This window comes from Gordonia sp. NPDC003950, assembly GCF_053605205.1.
The window spans coordinates 1-16,130 of the sequence record NZ_JBSGIT010000045.1 but is presented as its reverse complement, the minus strand read 5'-3'; the positions used below and the strand labels follow the sequence as shown (position 1 = coordinate 16,130).

The following is a 16,130-nucleotide window of genomic DNA, read 5'->3' as shown; positions in this document are numbered from 1 at the left end:
GCGCCCCCCGGAGACGCACACCATACAGCCAAGTAAACCCACCAAAACCAAATGGGCCGCACACCGGTGGTGTGCGGCCGATTGTCGCGTCCGGACCCCGTCGCCGGCGATCTGCGCGCGGCCACCTCGGCCACGCGCGGTAGCTTAGTGTCACCTAAATAGTTGCCCACGAGTCCGTGACGAGGTGATGCGAGTCCATGAACCGTTCCCGCTACCGAGCCCACCCGTTGGTGCTGCGTTGTGTGCAGGTGCGCCGCGTCGAGGACATCACGCAGCGGATGCGCCGCGTCACCGTCGGCGGCCCCCAACTCGGTGAGTTCACCCGCGACGGCATGACATTCCCCGCGTTCGACGTCCCGATGTTCGACGACCACGTCAAACTCATCTTCGCGCCCGGCGGAGACATCGCCGACGCAGTGCCCCACCAGAGCGAAAACGGCATCGACTGGCGGCCGTCGGAGCATCGTGAGACGCGCGACTACACCCCGCATCACCACGATCCGGCGGCCCTCGAGGTGTCCTTCGACTTCGTCGTCCACACCTCGGATCGACACGCGGGTGGCCCGGCCGAGGCGTGGGCGCGGTCCGCGCAACCCGGTGACGACCTCTGGTTCGTCGGGCCCAAGGCCTCGACGATCATTCCCGATGACGTCGACGAGATGATCCTCATCGGCGATGAGACCGCCGTCCCGGCGATCGACCGATTCTTCACCGAACGGCCCGTCGACGGCCCCGCCCGCGCGATCATCACCATCTCCGATGATCGTGCCCGTCAGGACATCCTTACTCGCACAGGGGATTCAATCACCTGGGTCCTCGCTGAACCCGGCGATCGGGACGCCTTCACCGCGGCGGTGGCATCCGTGCCCGCGCCCCGCGGAGTCGGTTACGTCTGGGCCGCCGCGGAAAGCCGTGCGCTGCTTGCGCTTCGGCGTCACATCAGCCGCGAGTGGGGGATTCTCAAGTCGCACACCGATATCACCGGGTACTGGCACATCCGGGACGAGCCCGGTGTAGATGCGGACACGGAATCGGATACCTCGGCAACTCGCGCCGAGATCGGTTCCCCCGTGCCGTGGTTGGCGACCCGCGCGGCACTGAAGCTGGGACTGCTCGATGCTGTCGCCGCGGGCCCCCGCGACCGCGCTGAACTCGCCGATTCCCTGAATGTGGCTGCCGCACAGATCGACCCGGTGATCAACGTGCTGCTGGACGCCGCCGTTCTACGTCTGGACGGTGACAAGATCTCGATCGGGGAGTACGGCGAGCGACTCGTCGACGATGACCACGCCCGCGAGGAGTTCGACAGCCTCTACGCCGATCAGGTGCTCGCGCTCGCCGGACTCGCCGACGCCGTCACCGCGCGACGGTCGGCGTGGGAACACCGCACGGGCGCCACCCTGCGCCGCCACGTCGCATCCGCGGCCGATCGCTACGACGAGTTGGTCGACGAAGCCGACGGCCTGACCTTCCTGATGCCCGCTCTTGCTCGACTTCCGTTGTGGCGCGGATACTCCGACATCTCCATCGGCGGCCCGGCCGCACTCGTCGTCGCCGACGGGCTGCGCGACGGCGGCGTCAAAGCATCCATGCGGATCGTCGAGGAGGCGGAACCGCTGTCTGCGCTCCGGCGGGCAGATTCGCAGGGCGACAAGGACTTCGGTGAGGAGTGGACCCGCACCGACGTGATGGTGCTGGCGAGCGCATGCGAACACCGCACCGACGACGAGGTGATCGGACACCTACGGGAACTCGTCGAGATCGCCGACTCGCTGATCCTCGTCGAATCGACCGAACCCGACGCGCTCAACACCCGCGCCACCGAAATGGCCCTGGTGCACCTCGGCGCCGTCGGCGTCCCCCCGCGCACCCAGGTCGACATCGAGCGGCTCACCACCGCCGCCGGCTGGTCGATCGTCACCTCCACGCCACTCGGGTGGGGCGTGGACTGCATCGAACTGACACCGACCGAGAGCTGACCGCTCGCCGACCGGTCGCTGACCCCGGCATCGTTGACGGCGCTCTCTCACGCGTTGACAGCGCTCGCGTGAACGTCGACAGCGCTTTCGAATGCCGTGAATCGGTGAATCGTGGCCACCACTGGTAGAAATAGGGCACCATGCCCCCGGCCCCGTCCCTGACCCGTGACGCCATCGTCGACGCCGCCATCCTCATCATCGAGCGCGACGGTGTCGACGGCCTCAGCATGCGCCGCCTGGCGGCAGAGCTCGGCTCCAAGCCGATGACGCTCTACAATTACGTGGCCAACAAAACCGAACTGCTGCAACTGGTTCTGACCGAAGTGGCGGCACGAATCCCATGGGTCCGGCCCGACGGTCCGCCGCGTGACCGGATGATCGACGTCGCGGTCGGCATGTACGACGAACTGGCGCGCATCTCCTGGATCGTCCCGATTCTGCGTGACGGGACCACCGTCGGCGCACCTGCGCTGGTCCTTGCCGACACCTTCGTCGAGGCCGCCCTGGAGCTGGGGGTCGACGAGGTCGAGGCGATGTCGGCCTGGCGCGCGGTGTGGTACATCGTCGCCTCCGAACTCCAATGGCAGGACACCCTCGCGCGCCGCACACCGGGCGAGAAGTCGTGGCATCAGACCATCGATCCCGCCGACCTCGTCGACGTCCCGACGATCGCGCGCCTCCTGCCGCACCTGCCCGAGTACGCCGCGCAGTTCCGGGTCCGCGACGCCGTGTCGGCACAGGTCGACGGGGTGCTCGCGCGGGCGTCGCGGGGCGCCTGAGCGCTGTCAACGCACACCAGGGCGCTGTCAACGTAGACGAGAGCGCCGTCAACGCACACCAGAGCGCTGTCAACGGCGCGGGGAGTCCCTTGTACCAACCGGGAGTCTTAGGTTACCCTCACGTACGCATACGTAAACGTACGCGTACCGAAACGCGTCGCGTACCCCCGAACGGAGGTTCCCGTGACCACGCCGTCGACGTCCGTCGCCGCGCCCGCACACCATCGGGCACTCATCGCGACGATCTTCTCGCTGCAGTTCCTCGTCGCGCTCGACATGTCCCTGGTCAACATCGCGCTCCCGCAGATGCGTAGTGACCTCGGATTCAGCGCCGCCGGACTGCAATGGGTGGTCACCGCCTACCTGCTGACCTTCGCCGGTCTGATGCTGCTCGGCGGACGCCTCGGCGACCTCTGGGGACGACGGACGGTCATCCTGGCCGGCCTCGCCCTCTTCGCGGTGGCCAGCATCGCCGGGGGGATGGCGACGGGCCCGGCGCTGCTCGTCGGCGCCCGCGCACTGCAGGGCGTCGCCGGGGCACTCCTGGCGCCCGCATCCCTCGCTCTCGCGTCGAGCATCGCCGACCCGGCCGTCCGCAAGACGGCGATGGCGTTCTGGGGTGGCGCGGGAGCCGCCGGAGGTGCGGTCGGCGTCGTGCTCAGCGGCGTCCTCACCGACTGGTTCTCCTGGCGGGCAGTGCTGTTCGTCAATGTGCCGATCGTCGCGATCGCCTTCGCCGCGGCCCTGCGCGGTGTCGCGCACGAGCAACGGCGCGATGCCGGACGCCTCGACGTCGGTGGCGCGGTCCTCGTCACCGCAGGCGTCGGTGCGCTGGTCTACGCGGTCAGCTCCGGCGGCGACCACGGCTGGTCGTCGGCGCCCACCGTCATCGGATTCATCTGTGCGGCAGTACTACTGATCGGATTCGCTCTCGTCGAACGCTCCGTCACCCACCCGCTCATGCCGCCGCATCTGATGGCCGCCCGTAGTATTCTGGGCGCCAACATCTTCGGATTCATGCTCGCCGCCGGCCAACTCGCGGCATTCTACTTCGCCTCGCTGTTCGTGCAGACGGTCTGGAATGTCGAATCCGACATCGCCGGATTACTGTTCCTGCCGTTCTGCGTCGGCGTCGTCATCGGCATCGTGGCCTCGAGCCGGATCGCACCGATCATCGGTCCCCGCAACAGCATCGGGGTCCTTGGTCTGCTCGGCGCCGTCGGACTGCTGCTGTTCGCGCTGGTGCCCGACGAGTTCGACTTCTGGCGCGGAATCCTGTTGCCCTCGCTGGTCGCGGCCATCGGTATCGGCGGATCGATGGTGCTCGTCGGAACCGTCGGGACCGCCGGTGTGCGTGACTCCGACGTCGGCCTCGCCTCCGGCGTGCTCAACAGTTCCCGGCAACTCGGCGGCACCATCGGCCTCGCGATCCTGGTGACCGTCGCCGCGCACTCCGCACTCCCCGCCGACGGCTTCCGGACCGGATTCGCGGTGGGCGCAGCATTTCTCGCGATCGGCACGGTGATCGCATGGCTCGTGCTACCCGGCACGACCCACCAGCACGACGCTCAGAAGTAGACCACCATGATCTGCGCCAGAAGCACTTTCACGATCATCGACACCGGGAACAACACCGCATACCCCAGCGCCACCCGCTGATCGGGCACCTTACCCATCGCGAACGCATACGGCGCCGGATTCAATTGCGACCCGGTCAGACCGCCGAGTGCCCGCGCCGTCCCATAGTGCAGCACGGTACGCAGGCCGACGACGCACACCAGGGCGTGCGCCAGGGAGATCGTCAACCCCAGCGTCACCAACTGAATACCGTTGTCGCCCAGCGCCGTCACTAGACCTGCGCCGGCGCCGGTGCCGACCGCCACCAGAAACACCAATAGCGAGTACTGATTCAAGGTGTTGGCGACGTTGCCCGGTAGCGTCCACACCACCGGGCCGGTGCGGCCGAGCGCACCCAGGATCACGCCGACGATGAGAGGCGCTGTGGCCGTCCCCAATACGAGCGTGCCGCCACCAGGCAACGGAATCTCGACGAACGCCAGCATCAGACCGATCGTCAACCCCAGACCGAGGCCGATCGGATTGATGTCACCGGCGGCGCGTTCGGAGTCACCGAGCTCGGTGGCGATCTCGGCGAGCCGATCGCGGTGTGCGGTTACCCGGAGACGATCCCCGCTCTGCAGCACCAGATCCGGCGTGGCGATGATGTCGACGTCGCCGCGACGCACTCGGCTGACCACCGCGTCGAACCGCTCCTCCATCCGCAGCTCCTGCAACTCGCGGCCCATCAGCCGCGGATTCGACAGGGTGATTCGACGAAAGTCGATGGCACTGCGATCCATCCACGGTTCCGATTCCGCGGGCCGCCCCAACTCGTCGACGATCGATTCCGCCACATTTTCCCGCGCGGTGATGGTCACCAGGTCGCCGGGATAGAGACGTTCGGACTCATGCGCGACGACGGTCTCCGAGTCCCGGGTCAGTCGCGAGATGACCGCCGAGAATCGTTGGGAGAACTCGTGAACGGTCAGCCCCGGGTCATGCACGATCTCCAGGGTGCGCACCACGATCGGCGGGAGCTTCTCCCGATCCTCGGCGGTCGGCTTGCGTCTGCCCGCCGAGACCAGATACGTACACGCCAGGATCGTCAGGAACACCGTGATCGGATAGGCGACGGCGTAGCCGATCGCGGGTTGCGGTGGGATGGGGCCATCGCCGGCGAGTTGCTCCTGCACGGCGCCGAGCGCGGCGGTCGCGGTACCCGCACCGGCGAACGACCCGGCGATCGTCCCGATGTCCAGCCCGAAGGCCTTGCCCACGCCGAGCGCGGCGGCGGCCATCGCGATGATGGCGGTGATCGACACCAGCACGGGTTTCCAGCCGGTGCGAATGGCGTTGACGAATGACGGCCCCGCGGCGATTCCGACGACATAACAGAACACGCACAGCGACAGGCTCGTCACGATCGGCGGCAATGACACATCGGAGTCGATCGCCGACAACGCGAGCGCGACGAACAATGCGCCCGCCGGGCCGAAGGAAACGGGGCCGAACGGGATTTTCCCCACGATGCATCCGACCCCGACGCAGAAGAACAGGGTGAGAAGTGGGCTGTCGACAAACCAGTGCATGAACTGCTCCCGACGTGAGTTCGAAACCTCTCACAGATCACCACGTCCATCACCCGATGGCAAGGGGCGCCGAAATCCCACCAGTCTCATCATTCACATCTATGCTGGGCGAAAGTCCCTGCCCCTACGTTCGACCGAAGGGGATGATCGTCGATGTCCCGACGACGGCAACGCGCACTCGCCGCGATCGGACTTGCCCTGATGGCGACGCTGACGGCATGCGGATCACCCACCCGACCACCCGAGAATCCTGCGCAAATGGTCACGCTCGACGACGAAACGATCCCCGCCCAATTCGACATGACCTACCGCTGGATTCCCGGTCCCGTCGTCGAGGTCAATGGCCCGGAGGGCACATTCGTGCGTGCCTTTGTCGAATCCTTCGAATTGGCCAACGCCGGGGAATCCCTGCAGTGGGGATATCCCGGTTTCGCCGATGCCGCGCCATCGAATATTTCCCAGATGATCACCGTCTATCCACCCGAGGTGTCCCCGACGGAGCCCGGCGTGGGTACCACCTTCTACACCGCGCTGCGCCGCGAGGACAGGGCCGACTGGACGCGAATCGTGTTGTGCCGATACAGCTATCAATCGGTGCGCGGCGCCGACAGCCCCAAGTGGCGATCCCGGACGATGCCCGCCCGCCCGGTCGAGATCGACCTCGTCCGCACCGGCGCCACCCCACCCGCCCGACCCACCGGCCCCGGTCGTACCACTGGCCGCAACGTCTTCGGCGGCTGGTATGTCACCCGCTTCGACTTCATGGCGATCTACCCGACACCCACCGCCGACCAGCACGCCTGCGACGCCGCGACGCCGGCCGAGTTGCCCCGCCGCGAACCGATCGACCAGTCCCAGCCCTGGCCGACGATGCCACCGAGCCCCGGCTGGGCGAGGGCGCCGCAGGTGTGATCGATCCCTTGAGAACTCGGCGCCGCCAAGTGCCGACGTCACGTCGGCCGCCCGCACCGGCCGTGGCACGATCAAGGGCGTGGCAACCCCAACCCAGTGGATCGCAGGCGCGCGACCCCGAACTCTGCCGAATGCGATCGCTCCGGTGGTCGCCGGTGTCGGCGCAGCCCTCTACGTCGGCGACGTCACCTGGTGGAAGGCGGTGCTCGCGCTGCTGGTGTCGGTCGCCCTGATCATCGGGGTGAACTTCGCCAACGACTACTCCGACGGCATCCGCGGCACCGACGATGAGCGGGTCGGGCCGATGCGGCTGGTCGGGTCCGGGGCCGCCGCACCCGGGGCGGTCAAGGCCGCCGCGTTCGCCTGCTTCGGGTTCGGTGCTGTCTGCGGTCTGATCCTCGCGGTCACCACCGCGTGGTGGCTGGTGGTGATCGGTGCCGTCTGCATCGCCGGCGCCTGGTTCTACACCGGCGGATCCAAACCGTACGGCTATTACGGACTCGGCGAGATCGCCGTGTTCACCTTCTTCGGCCTGGTCGCGGTGCTCGGCACCCAGTACGTCACGTCGGGCCGCGTCGACTGGGTGGGCCTGGTCTGCGCGATCGCCGTCGGCGCCATCTCCACCTCGGTCCTGGTGGTCAACAACCTCCGCGACATCCCCAGCGACACCGAATCCGGCAAGATCACCCTCGCCGTCCGGCTCGGCGACCGCGCCACCCGCGTCCTGTTCGTCGTCCTCCTGTCGGTGCCGCTGATCGCGAGTCTGGTGCTCATCCCCGCCACCCCATGGGTGTTGATCGGGCTGGCCACCGCACCGTTGATCGTCGTCGCCGCCCGCCCGGTCCTCCGACACGCCACCGGTCCCGGTCTCATCCCGTCGCTGGGTGCCACCGGCATCGCGATGCTGGTCTGGTCGATCCTCACCGCGGTCGGTGTGGCCCTGGCCTGACGGGCCTGTAGCGGATCACTCGATATAACTGGGATGGCTCAGCGGTCTCGCGTCAATAATTGTCGCGGGTGGTTGTGTTCATCCCGGTTGTATCGGCATCGGCGCCCGCGACCCCGCTTCCCGTGCCGCATCGATTGCTGCAGCATGCGGGTCTCGTCCTGTAGCGCGTGGTCGGTGCTCGCCGCGGTCGGTGTGGGCCTGGCTTGACGGGCCTGTAGCGGATGAGCCGATATAACCGGGATGGCTCAGCGGTCTCGCGTCAATAATTGTCGTGAGTGGTCGTATTCATCCCGGTTATATCGGCATCGGCGGCCGCGACCCCGCCTTCCGCGCCCAACGATTCCCGCAGCATGCGGATCTCGTCCTTCAACTCGCGGATCTCGGCGGCGGTCGCGGCCCGGCCGGCGTCATCCTCCTCGGCAACCCGCTCGACGATCCACGACGCGATCGTCGCGGTGACCACACCGATGAGACTGATCCCGCCGATCATCAGCAGCACCGCGACCACCCGTCCGGTGATCGTCACCGGCGCGAAATCCCCGTAGCCGACGGTGGTGACGGTGACGAACGACCACCACACCGCATCCCCGAACGACGTGATCGTCGCGCCCGGACGTCCCCGTTCGGCGTCGTACACCGCCAGGGATGCCACATAGATGAGCAGTATCGCCGTCGCGGAGGTGTAGATCGCGACCCGACCGCGGATCGCACCACCGAGCGCCTTCTGCAGCGCACCGACCAGGATAACCAAGCTGACCAGCCGCAACGGTCGCAGGATCGGCAGGACCACGACCGCCAGATCGAACAGGTGCCGCACAAACCAGCGTCCCCGATCCGGGGTGATCGACAACCGCACGAAGTAGTCGACGACGAACACCAGCCACGACAACCCGACGACGATCCCGATACCGAAGGAGAACAGCCGACCGGGATCGCCGAGGACATCCACCGAGTACGCGATCAGGAACAGGGCGGCGATGATCGCCAACGGCCATTCCGCACGTTTCTCCCACCCGGCAAGGAGATCGAAGCGCTCCTCGCGCGATCGTGGCATCCCATGTCCTCACGTCGGGTGAACTGTCATCCGAATCGGTCGGCCCACGGTACCTGCCCGGTCCGACATCGGTGATCACTCGGCGGGTTCGGCCTCCGGGATGTCGCTCGGGCCGGACTCCGAGGACTCCGAGGGCTCCGACGGCTCCGAAGAGGTGCTCGGAATCACCTGCGCATCGAATTCGGGGACCTCGGGGACCGCGGGTTGCTCGTTCGGCGTCACCGGCGCATGGGTTTCGGAGGTGCTCGGCTCCGTCGTGGTCGTCGACGTCGTCGAACTCGATTCGGCAGCACCGCCGCCACCACCGCTGCCCGCGTCGGGGGCTTCGGAGGTGGTCTCGGCGGGCGGGGCGGGTGCGGTGGTCGCCTCGGTCGGGGTGGACGGAATGGGTGTCGACGGCACCGGGCTCGCCGCATCGGTGGCCGCCGGGGCGGGCGCGGACTCGGGGCCGACGGAGGCGACCTGGGCGGCAAGGGTCTGCTGGGTCGCGACGAGCGCGGTCGGGTCGGTTCTCTGGATGGCGGCCGTCGCGGCGACGAGCAGATCCATCACCGCGCCGGGTTCGGTGCCCGCAACACCGAGGGAACTCCACACCTCGTATCCGCGGACCTTGCCCCGATACCGTTTGGCCAATTCGGCTGCGAAGGCCGCAAACTCGTCGATGCGCGGGGCGTCGGTGTCGGCCTCGTCGGCCGACCACGGTGAGGTGACCCCCGCGACGATCACCACGTTCATGCCGCGCGCCTGGGCTCCCTCGACGATGTCGTCGAGGCGTGACCACGCCCCCGAGTTCTCGCCGTCGGCCTCCAGGTACTGCCACGGCGCGCCGACCCGGATGTCGGTCACGCCGAGTGCACTCAGGTTGTCCAGGGTCGCGTCGAGGTCGGCGTCGGAGATCCGGTAGATCTGGTCATCGGCGACGCCGAGCTGGGTGGGTTCGGCTCCCATCGAGGCCAGCGCGACCTGCAGGTCGCTGCTGGGTGCCGATGCGCTGGTGTCGACGCCGGGTATCGCCCACACCGTCGTGCCAACCATCGCGCCCGCAATCCCAGCCATTAGCACACCGGCGGCAACGCGGCGCGTCAGCGGAGTGAAACTCGGCATCATGACGGGACTTTCTCAGGTGCGATATGGACGTCACTCAGGATTGTCCCGTACTCGGGGGCCATAAGGGAAGCAAATGCCTGTCCTACGACCAAGCGAATTCCACAAAGTGCGCAATCCGTGACCGCGTCTGGCCATTCCGACGGACCGACCGAGGGAGTCTCAGGACGACGCCGGCAACCCGAACGCCGCAAGCACCGCCTTCGACCACAGCTTCTGGCCCGCCTCGTTCGGTTTGACGCCGTCGGCCATCAATGCGGCGCGTGCGGAGGCGTCGGCGGGAAACGCCGAGTACACGTCGATCACCTGAATGCCCGCGGCATCCATCGCCGACGCATACCCCGACACCTGGTCGGAATTGTCGCCGTCACGCGGCGGATTCTGCTTGATCACCGCAATCCCGGCATCCGGATATTTCTTCTGAATGGCCGAGATGAGTGGCTGGACCTGCTCGGCGAGCGGCTGCGACGCATCCTCGGTGAGGCCGAAGTTGAGCAGCACCAGATCCGGTGTGCCGATCGATTCGCCCGACGGGGCGGTGGTCAACGCGGTCAGATTGTCCAGCGCATACGCCGCGTCCTTGCCCGACGCCGAGCCGTTCCAGAAGCCGATCGCCCCGTTGGTGCCGGTGCCGAGGACGACCGGTGCCCCGTACTTGGAGGTCGTGGGGTTCCAGTAGGCGGTGGCGACCGTCCGGTCCAGTGAACTGCTGATCGCCCGGCCCAGCTCCGGGGCCCACCCCGACGTCGACGCTCCCGTCGAATCACCAAGCAGCAGAATGGTTTTCGGATATCCTTCGGGTCCGCTTGCTGGGCAACAACGCCGTCGGCACCCTGCTGTCCCTGGCGACCGGCCTCAGCCGACGACGTGTGACCTGGCGCACACATCAACAGCGTGCTGCCACTTGGGTTCCCGACGGCGGGACGTTCGCCTCCGTCGACGTGTTCCTGCCCACCTGCGGCGAAAGCCTCGCCATCCTGCGCACCACCTACACCTCCGCAAGGCCGGGAACCTCCGCTACGGATACACCCAGAGCTCCGGTGGCGTCGTGATCATCTTCGACGCCGACTTCTGCCCACGCCACGATTTCCTCGCTCACCTGATGCCCTACCTCGACGACCCCCGCGTCGCCATCGTGCAGAGTCCGCAATGCTTCGCCACCACCGAAACGATGGGATGGATCCAACGCACGGCCGGCGCCACCCAGGAGTTCTTCTACCGGTGGGTGCAACCATCCCGCGACCGCATGGACGCCGCCAATTGCGTTGGCACATCGGCCCTCTACCGGCGCAGCGCCCTCGAGGCGGTCGGCGGGTTCGCCCCCATCGAACACAGTGAGGACCTGCACACCGGACGTCACCTGCAGCAGGCCGGCTACCTCATTCGCTATGTGCCGGTAATGCTTTCACGGGGACTGTGCCGGTCGGATCTCGCCGGCTTCCTCAACCAGCAGTACCGCTGGTGCATGGGATCGCTGTCGCGGGTACGCAATACCGTTATGGCCGAACCGAAACGGATGACCTTCCGGCAGGCGATGGCCCATTGGGCCGGGGTCTTCTACTACCTGACCACCGCATTCAACGTCTTCCTGGTCTTCCTGCCCGGCGTCATCATGGTGACCGCCTTCCCCGACGACGTCCGGCCCTGGCAGCTGGTGCCGTTCCTGTTCGGCCTGTGGGTGTATGTGGTGATGTTCCCGCTGGTGTCACGCACCCGCTGGCGATTCGAGGTGCTGCGCATCCAGATGGTCTACAGCTTCGCCCACGCCATCGCCATCCTGCACAAGATCATCGGCCGCGAAATCGGTTGGGTGCCCACCGGAGTCGTCGGCAGATCCAACTCGCTGGCCCGGTCCATCAGCATCCTCGGCGCGGTGTCGCTGGGGGCGTCGCTGATCGTGTTCTGGGTGTTCATCCTGCGCGACATCCGCTACCACGGACTCGCCTCATTCTGGATGATGGTCGGATTCGCCTGCGTCTACACCTATCTCGCCTTCCCCCTGTTCGTCGAATTCATGCGGATCCTGTTCTCGAGATATTGTCAAGACCTGTGGATGAGCGGTTTTCAGGCGGCCTCCTGGGTGCCTGAGGTGGCGTCGGGTTCGACGAGTTTGCCTTTCTCGAAGGTGGCGCCATCACGGACCAGTTTCACCAGATGTGGTGCGTTGACCGCCCGCCATTTCGACTGCGCGGCCTCGATCAGTTTGTAGGCCATCGCGATGCCGGCCGCGCGGGATCCGGGGCCTTTGGTGACTTTGGTCCGTAGCCGCACGGTCGCGAACGTCGACTCGATCGGATTGGTGGTCCGCAGATGAATCCAATGCTCAGCGGGATACCGATAGAACTCCAGGAGCACGTCGGTGTCGTCGACGATCTTGGCCACGGCTTTCGGATACTTGGCACCGTAGGTCTTCTCGAATGCAGCGATGGCTTGACGGGCATGCTGTTCGTCTTCGGCGTTGTAGATTTCCTGCATCGCTTTGATAGCGTTGGGTGTGCCGATTTCGGCAGTGCCGCAAGCACATTGGCTTGCTTATGAAACCAGCAGCGTTGTTCCCGGCTCTCGGGGAACACCTCGCGGACCCCGGCCCAGAACCCGAGCGCGCCGTCCCCGACCGCCAGGGTCGGGGACGGCATGCCACGGCGTTTACAGCTGCGCAGCAGATCGGCCCACGACTCGGTCGATTCCCGGTAGCCGTCAGCGAGCGCGATCAACTCCTTGCGGCCGTCGGCGCGGACGCCGATCATGACCAACAGACACAGCTTCTCCTGCTCCAGGCGCACCTTGAGGTGGATGCCGTCGACCCACACGTACACATAGTCGGCGGTGATGTCGCGGTCGGCGAAGGCTGCGGCTTCTTTCTGCCACTGGGCAGTGAGTCGGCTGATGGTGGCCGCCGACAACCCAGCGCCGGAACCGAGGAACTGCTCGAGTGCCGGCCCGAAATCGCCGGTGGACAGTCCATGCAGGTACAGCAGCGGCAGGACCGCGGAGATCTCCGGGCTTTTGCGTGCCCACGCCGGCAGAATCTTCGACGAGAACCTCTGCCGCTCACCGGTGTCTGGGTCGACGCGCTTGTCGTTGACCCGCGGTGCCTTCACCGCAACCGCACCCGCAGCGGTCATCACCTCGCGCTCGTTGTGGGAGCCGTTACGCACCACCAGACGGTGCCCGTTCTCATCGACCTGATCGGTGAACTGGTCGATGTAGGCGGCGACCTCGGCGCGCAATGCCGCGGCGAGCATCTGCCGAGCACCGTCTCGGACGATCTGATCGAGGATGGAGCGGTCCTCGCCAGCCGGGTTGGAACCTTCGTTGGAGTTGACTACCGTGAGCACGAGGCGTGCCTTTCCGCCAGCGCTGCAACGCTGACTTGATCAAGTGACTACCAGGATCATATTTACGGGAAGGCACGCCCTCCCTGATCCACAGGTCTTGATCATTCCTCGAGGAGGTTAGGATCGCCGCGTCCCAAAGTTACGACGTCGACCACGGTGGAGCGAGCGGTGTTGGCCGCTGCGGATGCTGATGCACAGGCGGCCTGTGGGACCCGCTCGGAGATGGTCGAGCTGCCCTGCGGCATGAGCATCTGGTGACTGCCCTTCGATATTGCCGCGATGGTGTGCACTGATCGGCCGACCCAGGACTACGGGACATCGTTCGCGGCGCGAACAGGCGCGACCCACTGACCAGCGCATACGTTCGTCCGCCGCCCATGTGGGTGTCCCCAGTTCTGGGTTCGACGATCGATGGAAAACGCGAAACCGACACCAAAACTATTGTTGCCGAGTTACTTCGGCGACCACAATCAGGTCACGCGGCGACGTGTCCGCGCGGGACATCCCAGTTCCGAGCTCCGGCAGAGGAATCGGCATGAACTCACATCTGAGAGTCCGGGCAGCAGTCCCGTACGCGAGTCAGCCGGTGGCGCTTCCGAAGTGGAATGGTTCGACCTGGCAGAACTGGCGCGGGGGTTCGACCAACGCCAGCGGATGTGGAACCTTCACCAACTACTCCGCGTCCGCCGGCTCCTACGCGATCCAGGCCTACCGGGCGATCGGTACCCGATGCGGATATCCGGGAATCACATTCCTCAGCGGCTACAGCCAGTCTCTCTACCTCTCTTACAACCAGTCGGCGAACTTCGGCACGTCCTACGTCAGCAGCGGCCGAATCTGCTGAGCCTGCCCCGACAAAGAACATGAGATACCGACACAGAGGCGGACAATCGACATGGATACCACCACCACAACAACCACAAGGCGACCGGCGCGGCTCGGGATTGCCGCGGTCATCGCCTTGGCCGCAGCATTTGGCGGCCTCTACCTGTGGAACAACGACGACGATGGAAAGACCGCAGCGTGCTCGATAACGGGAGCGACCATGGGCTACTTGGCCACCGCCGCAACCAAAGGACACGCCCGCCCGTACTGAGCGCTGCAGGCGGTGGTGCAGCTGGGGTCTATGCATGCAACAAGGCATTGAAGTCGCTGCGCCAAGGGGATTCGACCAGCCTGCTGGTGCAGACCGACGACGGTGACTACGACGTCGACGTCACCCTCCAGGATCTTGCTGCGCGGCAACAAACGTGGAGTGCGGCGACGCGCGCAGAACAGTGTCGGAGTTCATGGTCGCACCCGACTCTCCAACAGCTCTGTATTGCCGGAACACTCGACCCCGTCGTGGGATGACGGGCGCTGAAATGCCCTCATGCACTGCAGAATATCGTTATCCACAAAACCTGAATCCAGAAAAGTAGAGTCCAATCATGTCAACGGGCAATTCCTCGATGGTGATCTCTACGTATCGGAACCTGCGACTCGGCATGATCGCACTCATCGCGATGCTTGCGGTATCTGTCATCTACAGCGCAGTCACCTACCGATCGCCGAACCATTCGGAGTTCATGGGATCGATCAGCGCCTATTTCTACACGAGTGCTCACATGGTGTTCGTCGGATCGCTGTGCGCGCTCGGGGCGCTTCTCGCTGCCTACAAAGGAAGCACTGAACCCGAGGACGTGCTTCTCAACTACTCAGGGTTCTTGGCGTTCCTGATCGCTTTCATTCCAGCGACAGTCCCTGATGGCACAAGAGATCCGGACGTGCTGTTTCCAAATTTCCCGATCGACGCGACCCTCAAGAATGCCGTCCTGGCAGCGATGATCGCCGGAGTCATCGCGCAGGCGCTGGGCCTGATCGTAAGAGCCGCCGGAAAGTCGAAGTACCAGAGCTACCGGACCGTGTTCAGTTTCACCTGGCTGGGGCGAGACTGGTTCACTACGAGCTGCTTTGCCTGGATTTTCCGGATGATAGGCGCCGTGGTTGTCGTCGTGCTCCTCATCCTGTATGTGATCGAGATCAGGAGTGCCCCCGAGCGCCACCATGAACTCATGCACAACATCGCCGCGATCGCCACGTTCTCTGGGCTGGGTCTCGTCGTTGCCTCAAACGCCTTCCTGCGGGCCGCGAATACCGCAGCCGAACCGACAAGTCGCGGTGCTCAATTCACGGCTTTGGTAAAGGGGTTGTCCGCGCTATACACCGTGCTCGCTCTTGCGATGGTTGCGACGGTGATCTTGCTGATCATTGCATTCGCGGCCCACGTGGGTCACCTGATCATCCTGGGAGAGTCGGCGGCCTTGCTGATATTCGCGGTCGCCTGGATTGCGCAGACCATCGAGCTGTGGAACGTAGGACCGCGGCAGGTCGAAGCCGATGCTGTGCTCTTGGCAGCCGGCTCGCCGGAGAGCGATTCACCAAATGCGGCGGCGCAGCCTTGATGAGGATGTAGTACTCGCATCTGTGGGGTCTCTATCGGGTCATCTCATCAGAATGAACCCACCCACGCCGGTCGCGTGCCGGCGCGAATGAAGCCTCGCGCTGAGCTCCGTCGCGGCGAGCCGTGTCGGATCGAAACCCCGCACTTGACGTGTGGAGGCTTTTTGTCCAACTTGCGCGTCACGGGTGATCTCCAGCTAATATGGGTTCCGCAAGTCCCTGCGACGACCCCCGACTGTCGCAGGGACTTGCGCTGTCTCCGGCCTCTCACCACGAGGGATGGCTCAACATTCTCCGCCGCCCCCTCCACAGGCGCGCCGCATCCACTGGCCGTCGCACACACGCAGGCGTAGCGTCGGGACAGGTGTCAAGGGACATCGGGAAGTGCCCACAGGCGGACGTGGGAACTGCCCGTAGGCGGTCA

12 protein-coding genes and 3 pseudogenes are annotated in these 16,130 nt (G+C 65.6%); 10 read left to right on the top strand and 5 right to left on the bottom strand.

What is annotated here, in order from left to right; genetic code table 11:
• Positions 1-197 precede the first annotated feature (197 nt).
• From ACWETB_RS23530 to ACWETB_RS23520, 3 genes are all read left to right on the top strand, one after another.
• Entirely contained in the window at positions 198-1,979 is a 1,782-nt protein-coding gene (locus tag ACWETB_RS23530; RefSeq protein ID WP_452213998.1) for an SIP domain-containing protein, read from the top strand.
• Positions 1,980-2,119: 140 nt separating this feature from the next.
• Positions 2,120-2,758 carry a TetR/AcrR family transcriptional regulator gene (locus tag ACWETB_RS23525; protein ID WP_348805083.1) on the top strand — a complete coding sequence of 213 codons (639 nt, stop codon included), beginning with the start codon at positions 2,120-2,122 and terminating at the stop codon, positions 2,756-2,758.
• A gap of 183 nt (positions 2,759-2,941) precedes the next feature.
• Positions 2,942-4,336: an MFS transporter gene (locus tag ACWETB_RS23520; RefSeq protein ID WP_452213996.1), complete on the top strand. Its 1,395-nt coding sequence runs from the start codon at positions 2,942-2,944 to the stop codon at positions 4,334-4,336.
• Here ACWETB_RS23520 and ACWETB_RS23515 read toward each other — a convergent pair.
• Positions 4,327-5,907, bottom strand: coding sequence for an aspartate:alanine exchanger family transporter (locus ACWETB_RS23515; RefSeq protein WP_452213994.1), 1,581 nt, complete (start codon positions 5,905-5,907; stop codon positions 4,327-4,329). The two genes, ACWETB_RS23520 and ACWETB_RS23515, sit on opposite strands and share 10 nt — an antisense overlap.
• A gap of 153 nt (positions 5,908-6,060) precedes the next feature.
• Here ACWETB_RS23515 and ACWETB_RS23510 point away from each other — a divergent pair, with 153 nt between their 5' ends.
• On the top strand, positions 6,061-6,819 hold the full coding sequence (locus ACWETB_RS23510) for a hypothetical protein (protein WP_452213992.1): 759 nt from the start codon (positions 6,061-6,063) through the stop codon (positions 6,817-6,819).
• A gap of 79 nt (positions 6,820-6,898) precedes the next feature.
• The gene (locus ACWETB_RS23505) at positions 6,899-7,768 is read left to right on the top strand and encodes a 1,4-dihydroxy-2-naphthoate polyprenyltransferase (protein ID WP_348805078.1); all 870 of its coding nucleotides are present in this window, start codon (positions 6,899-6,901) and stop codon (positions 7,766-7,768) included.
• A 259-nt stretch (positions 7,769-8,027) separates the two neighbouring features.
• Here ACWETB_RS23505 and ACWETB_RS23500 read toward each other — a convergent pair whose 3' ends face one another.
• From ACWETB_RS23500 to ACWETB_RS23490, 3 genes are all read right to left on the bottom strand, one after another.
• Positions 8,028-8,822, bottom strand: coding sequence for a potassium channel family protein (locus tag ACWETB_RS23500; RefSeq protein WP_348805077.1), 795 nt, complete (start codon positions 8,820-8,822; stop codon positions 8,028-8,030).
• A 75-nt stretch (positions 8,823-8,897) separates the two neighbouring features.
• A complete protein-coding gene (locus tag ACWETB_RS23495; protein ID WP_452213989.1) occupies positions 8,898-9,857 on the bottom strand; it encodes a cellulase family glycosylhydrolase in 960 nt (319 codons plus the stop codon).
• 231 nt (positions 9,858-10,088) lie between these two features.
• Positions 10,089-10,652 (bottom strand): SGNH/GDSL hydrolase family protein, encoded by a 564-nt coding sequence (locus ACWETB_RS23490; RefSeq protein ID WP_452214000.1) that lies wholly within the window; start codon positions 10,650-10,652, stop codon positions 10,089-10,091.
• A 53-nt stretch (positions 10,653-10,705) separates the two neighbouring features.
• Between ACWETB_RS23490 and ACWETB_RS23485 the strand changes: the two are divergent.
• Positions 10,706-11,961: pseudogene (locus tag ACWETB_RS23485) on the top strand (glycosyltransferase family 2 protein); the annotation flags it as partial.
• 29 nt (positions 11,962-11,990) lie between these two features.
• Here the strand turns inward: ACWETB_RS23485 and ACWETB_RS23480 are convergent.
• Positions 11,991-13,264: pseudogene (locus tag ACWETB_RS23480) on the bottom strand (IS256 family transposase).
• Between the two features lie 156 nt (positions 13,265-13,420).
• On the opposite strand from ACWETB_RS23480, the pseudogene ACWETB_RS23475 reads away from it, so the two are divergent.
• The 4 genes and pseudogenes from ACWETB_RS23475 to ACWETB_RS23460 all read left to right on the top strand — a co-directional run.
• Positions 13,421-13,533, top strand: a pseudogene (locus ACWETB_RS23475) (antitoxin); the annotation flags it as partial.
• 266 nt (positions 13,534-13,799) lie between these two features.
• The gene (locus ACWETB_RS23470; protein ID WP_452213987.1) at positions 13,800-14,108 is read left to right on the top strand and encodes a hypothetical protein; all 309 of its coding nucleotides are present in this window, start codon (positions 13,800-13,802) and stop codon (positions 14,106-14,108) included.
• A 51-nt stretch (positions 14,109-14,159) separates the two neighbouring features.
• Positions 14,160-14,360: a hypothetical protein gene (locus ACWETB_RS23465; RefSeq protein WP_452213985.1), complete on the top strand. Its 201-nt coding sequence runs from the start codon at positions 14,160-14,162 to the stop codon at positions 14,358-14,360.
• Between the two features lie 334 nt (positions 14,361-14,694).
• Positions 14,695-15,708: a hypothetical protein gene (locus tag ACWETB_RS23460; RefSeq protein ID WP_452213983.1), complete on the top strand. Its 1,014-nt coding sequence runs from the start codon at positions 14,695-14,697 to the stop codon at positions 15,706-15,708.
• Positions 15,709-16,130: the final 422 nt, after the last annotated feature.

Coding starts and splice junctions, on each gene's coding strand:
- ACWETB_RS23530 (WP_452213998.1), top strand. CDS start 198: ATGAACCGTTCCCGCTACCGAGCCCACCCGTTGGTGCTGCGTTGTGTG.
- ACWETB_RS23525 (WP_348805083.1), top strand. CDS start 2,120: ATGCCCCCGGCCCCGTCCCTGACCCGTGACGCCATCGTCGACGCCGCC.
- ACWETB_RS23515 (WP_452213994.1), bottom strand. CDS start 5,907: ATGCACTGGTTTGTCGACAGCCCACTTCTCACCCTGTTCTTCTGCGTC.
- ACWETB_RS23510 (WP_452213992.1), top strand. CDS start 6,061: ATGTCCCGACGACGGCAACGCGCACTCGCCGCGATCGGACTTGCCCTG.
- ACWETB_RS23500 (WP_348805077.1), bottom strand. CDS start 8,822: ATGCCACGATCGCGCGAGGAGCGCTTCGATCTCCTTGCCGGGTGGGAG.
- ACWETB_RS23495 (WP_452213989.1), bottom strand. CDS start 9,857: ATGGTTGGCACGACGGTGTGGGCGATACCCGGCGTCGACACCAGCGCA.
- ACWETB_RS23470 (WP_452213987.1), top strand. CDS start 13,800: ATGAACTCACATCTGAGAGTCCGGGCAGCAGTCCCGTACGCGAGTCAG.
- ACWETB_RS23465 (WP_452213985.1), top strand. CDS start 14,160: ATGGATACCACCACCACAACAACCACAAGGCGACCGGCGCGGCTCGGG.
- ACWETB_RS23460 (WP_452213983.1), top strand. CDS start 14,695: ATGTCAACGGGCAATTCCTCGATGGTGATCTCTACGTATCGGAACCTG.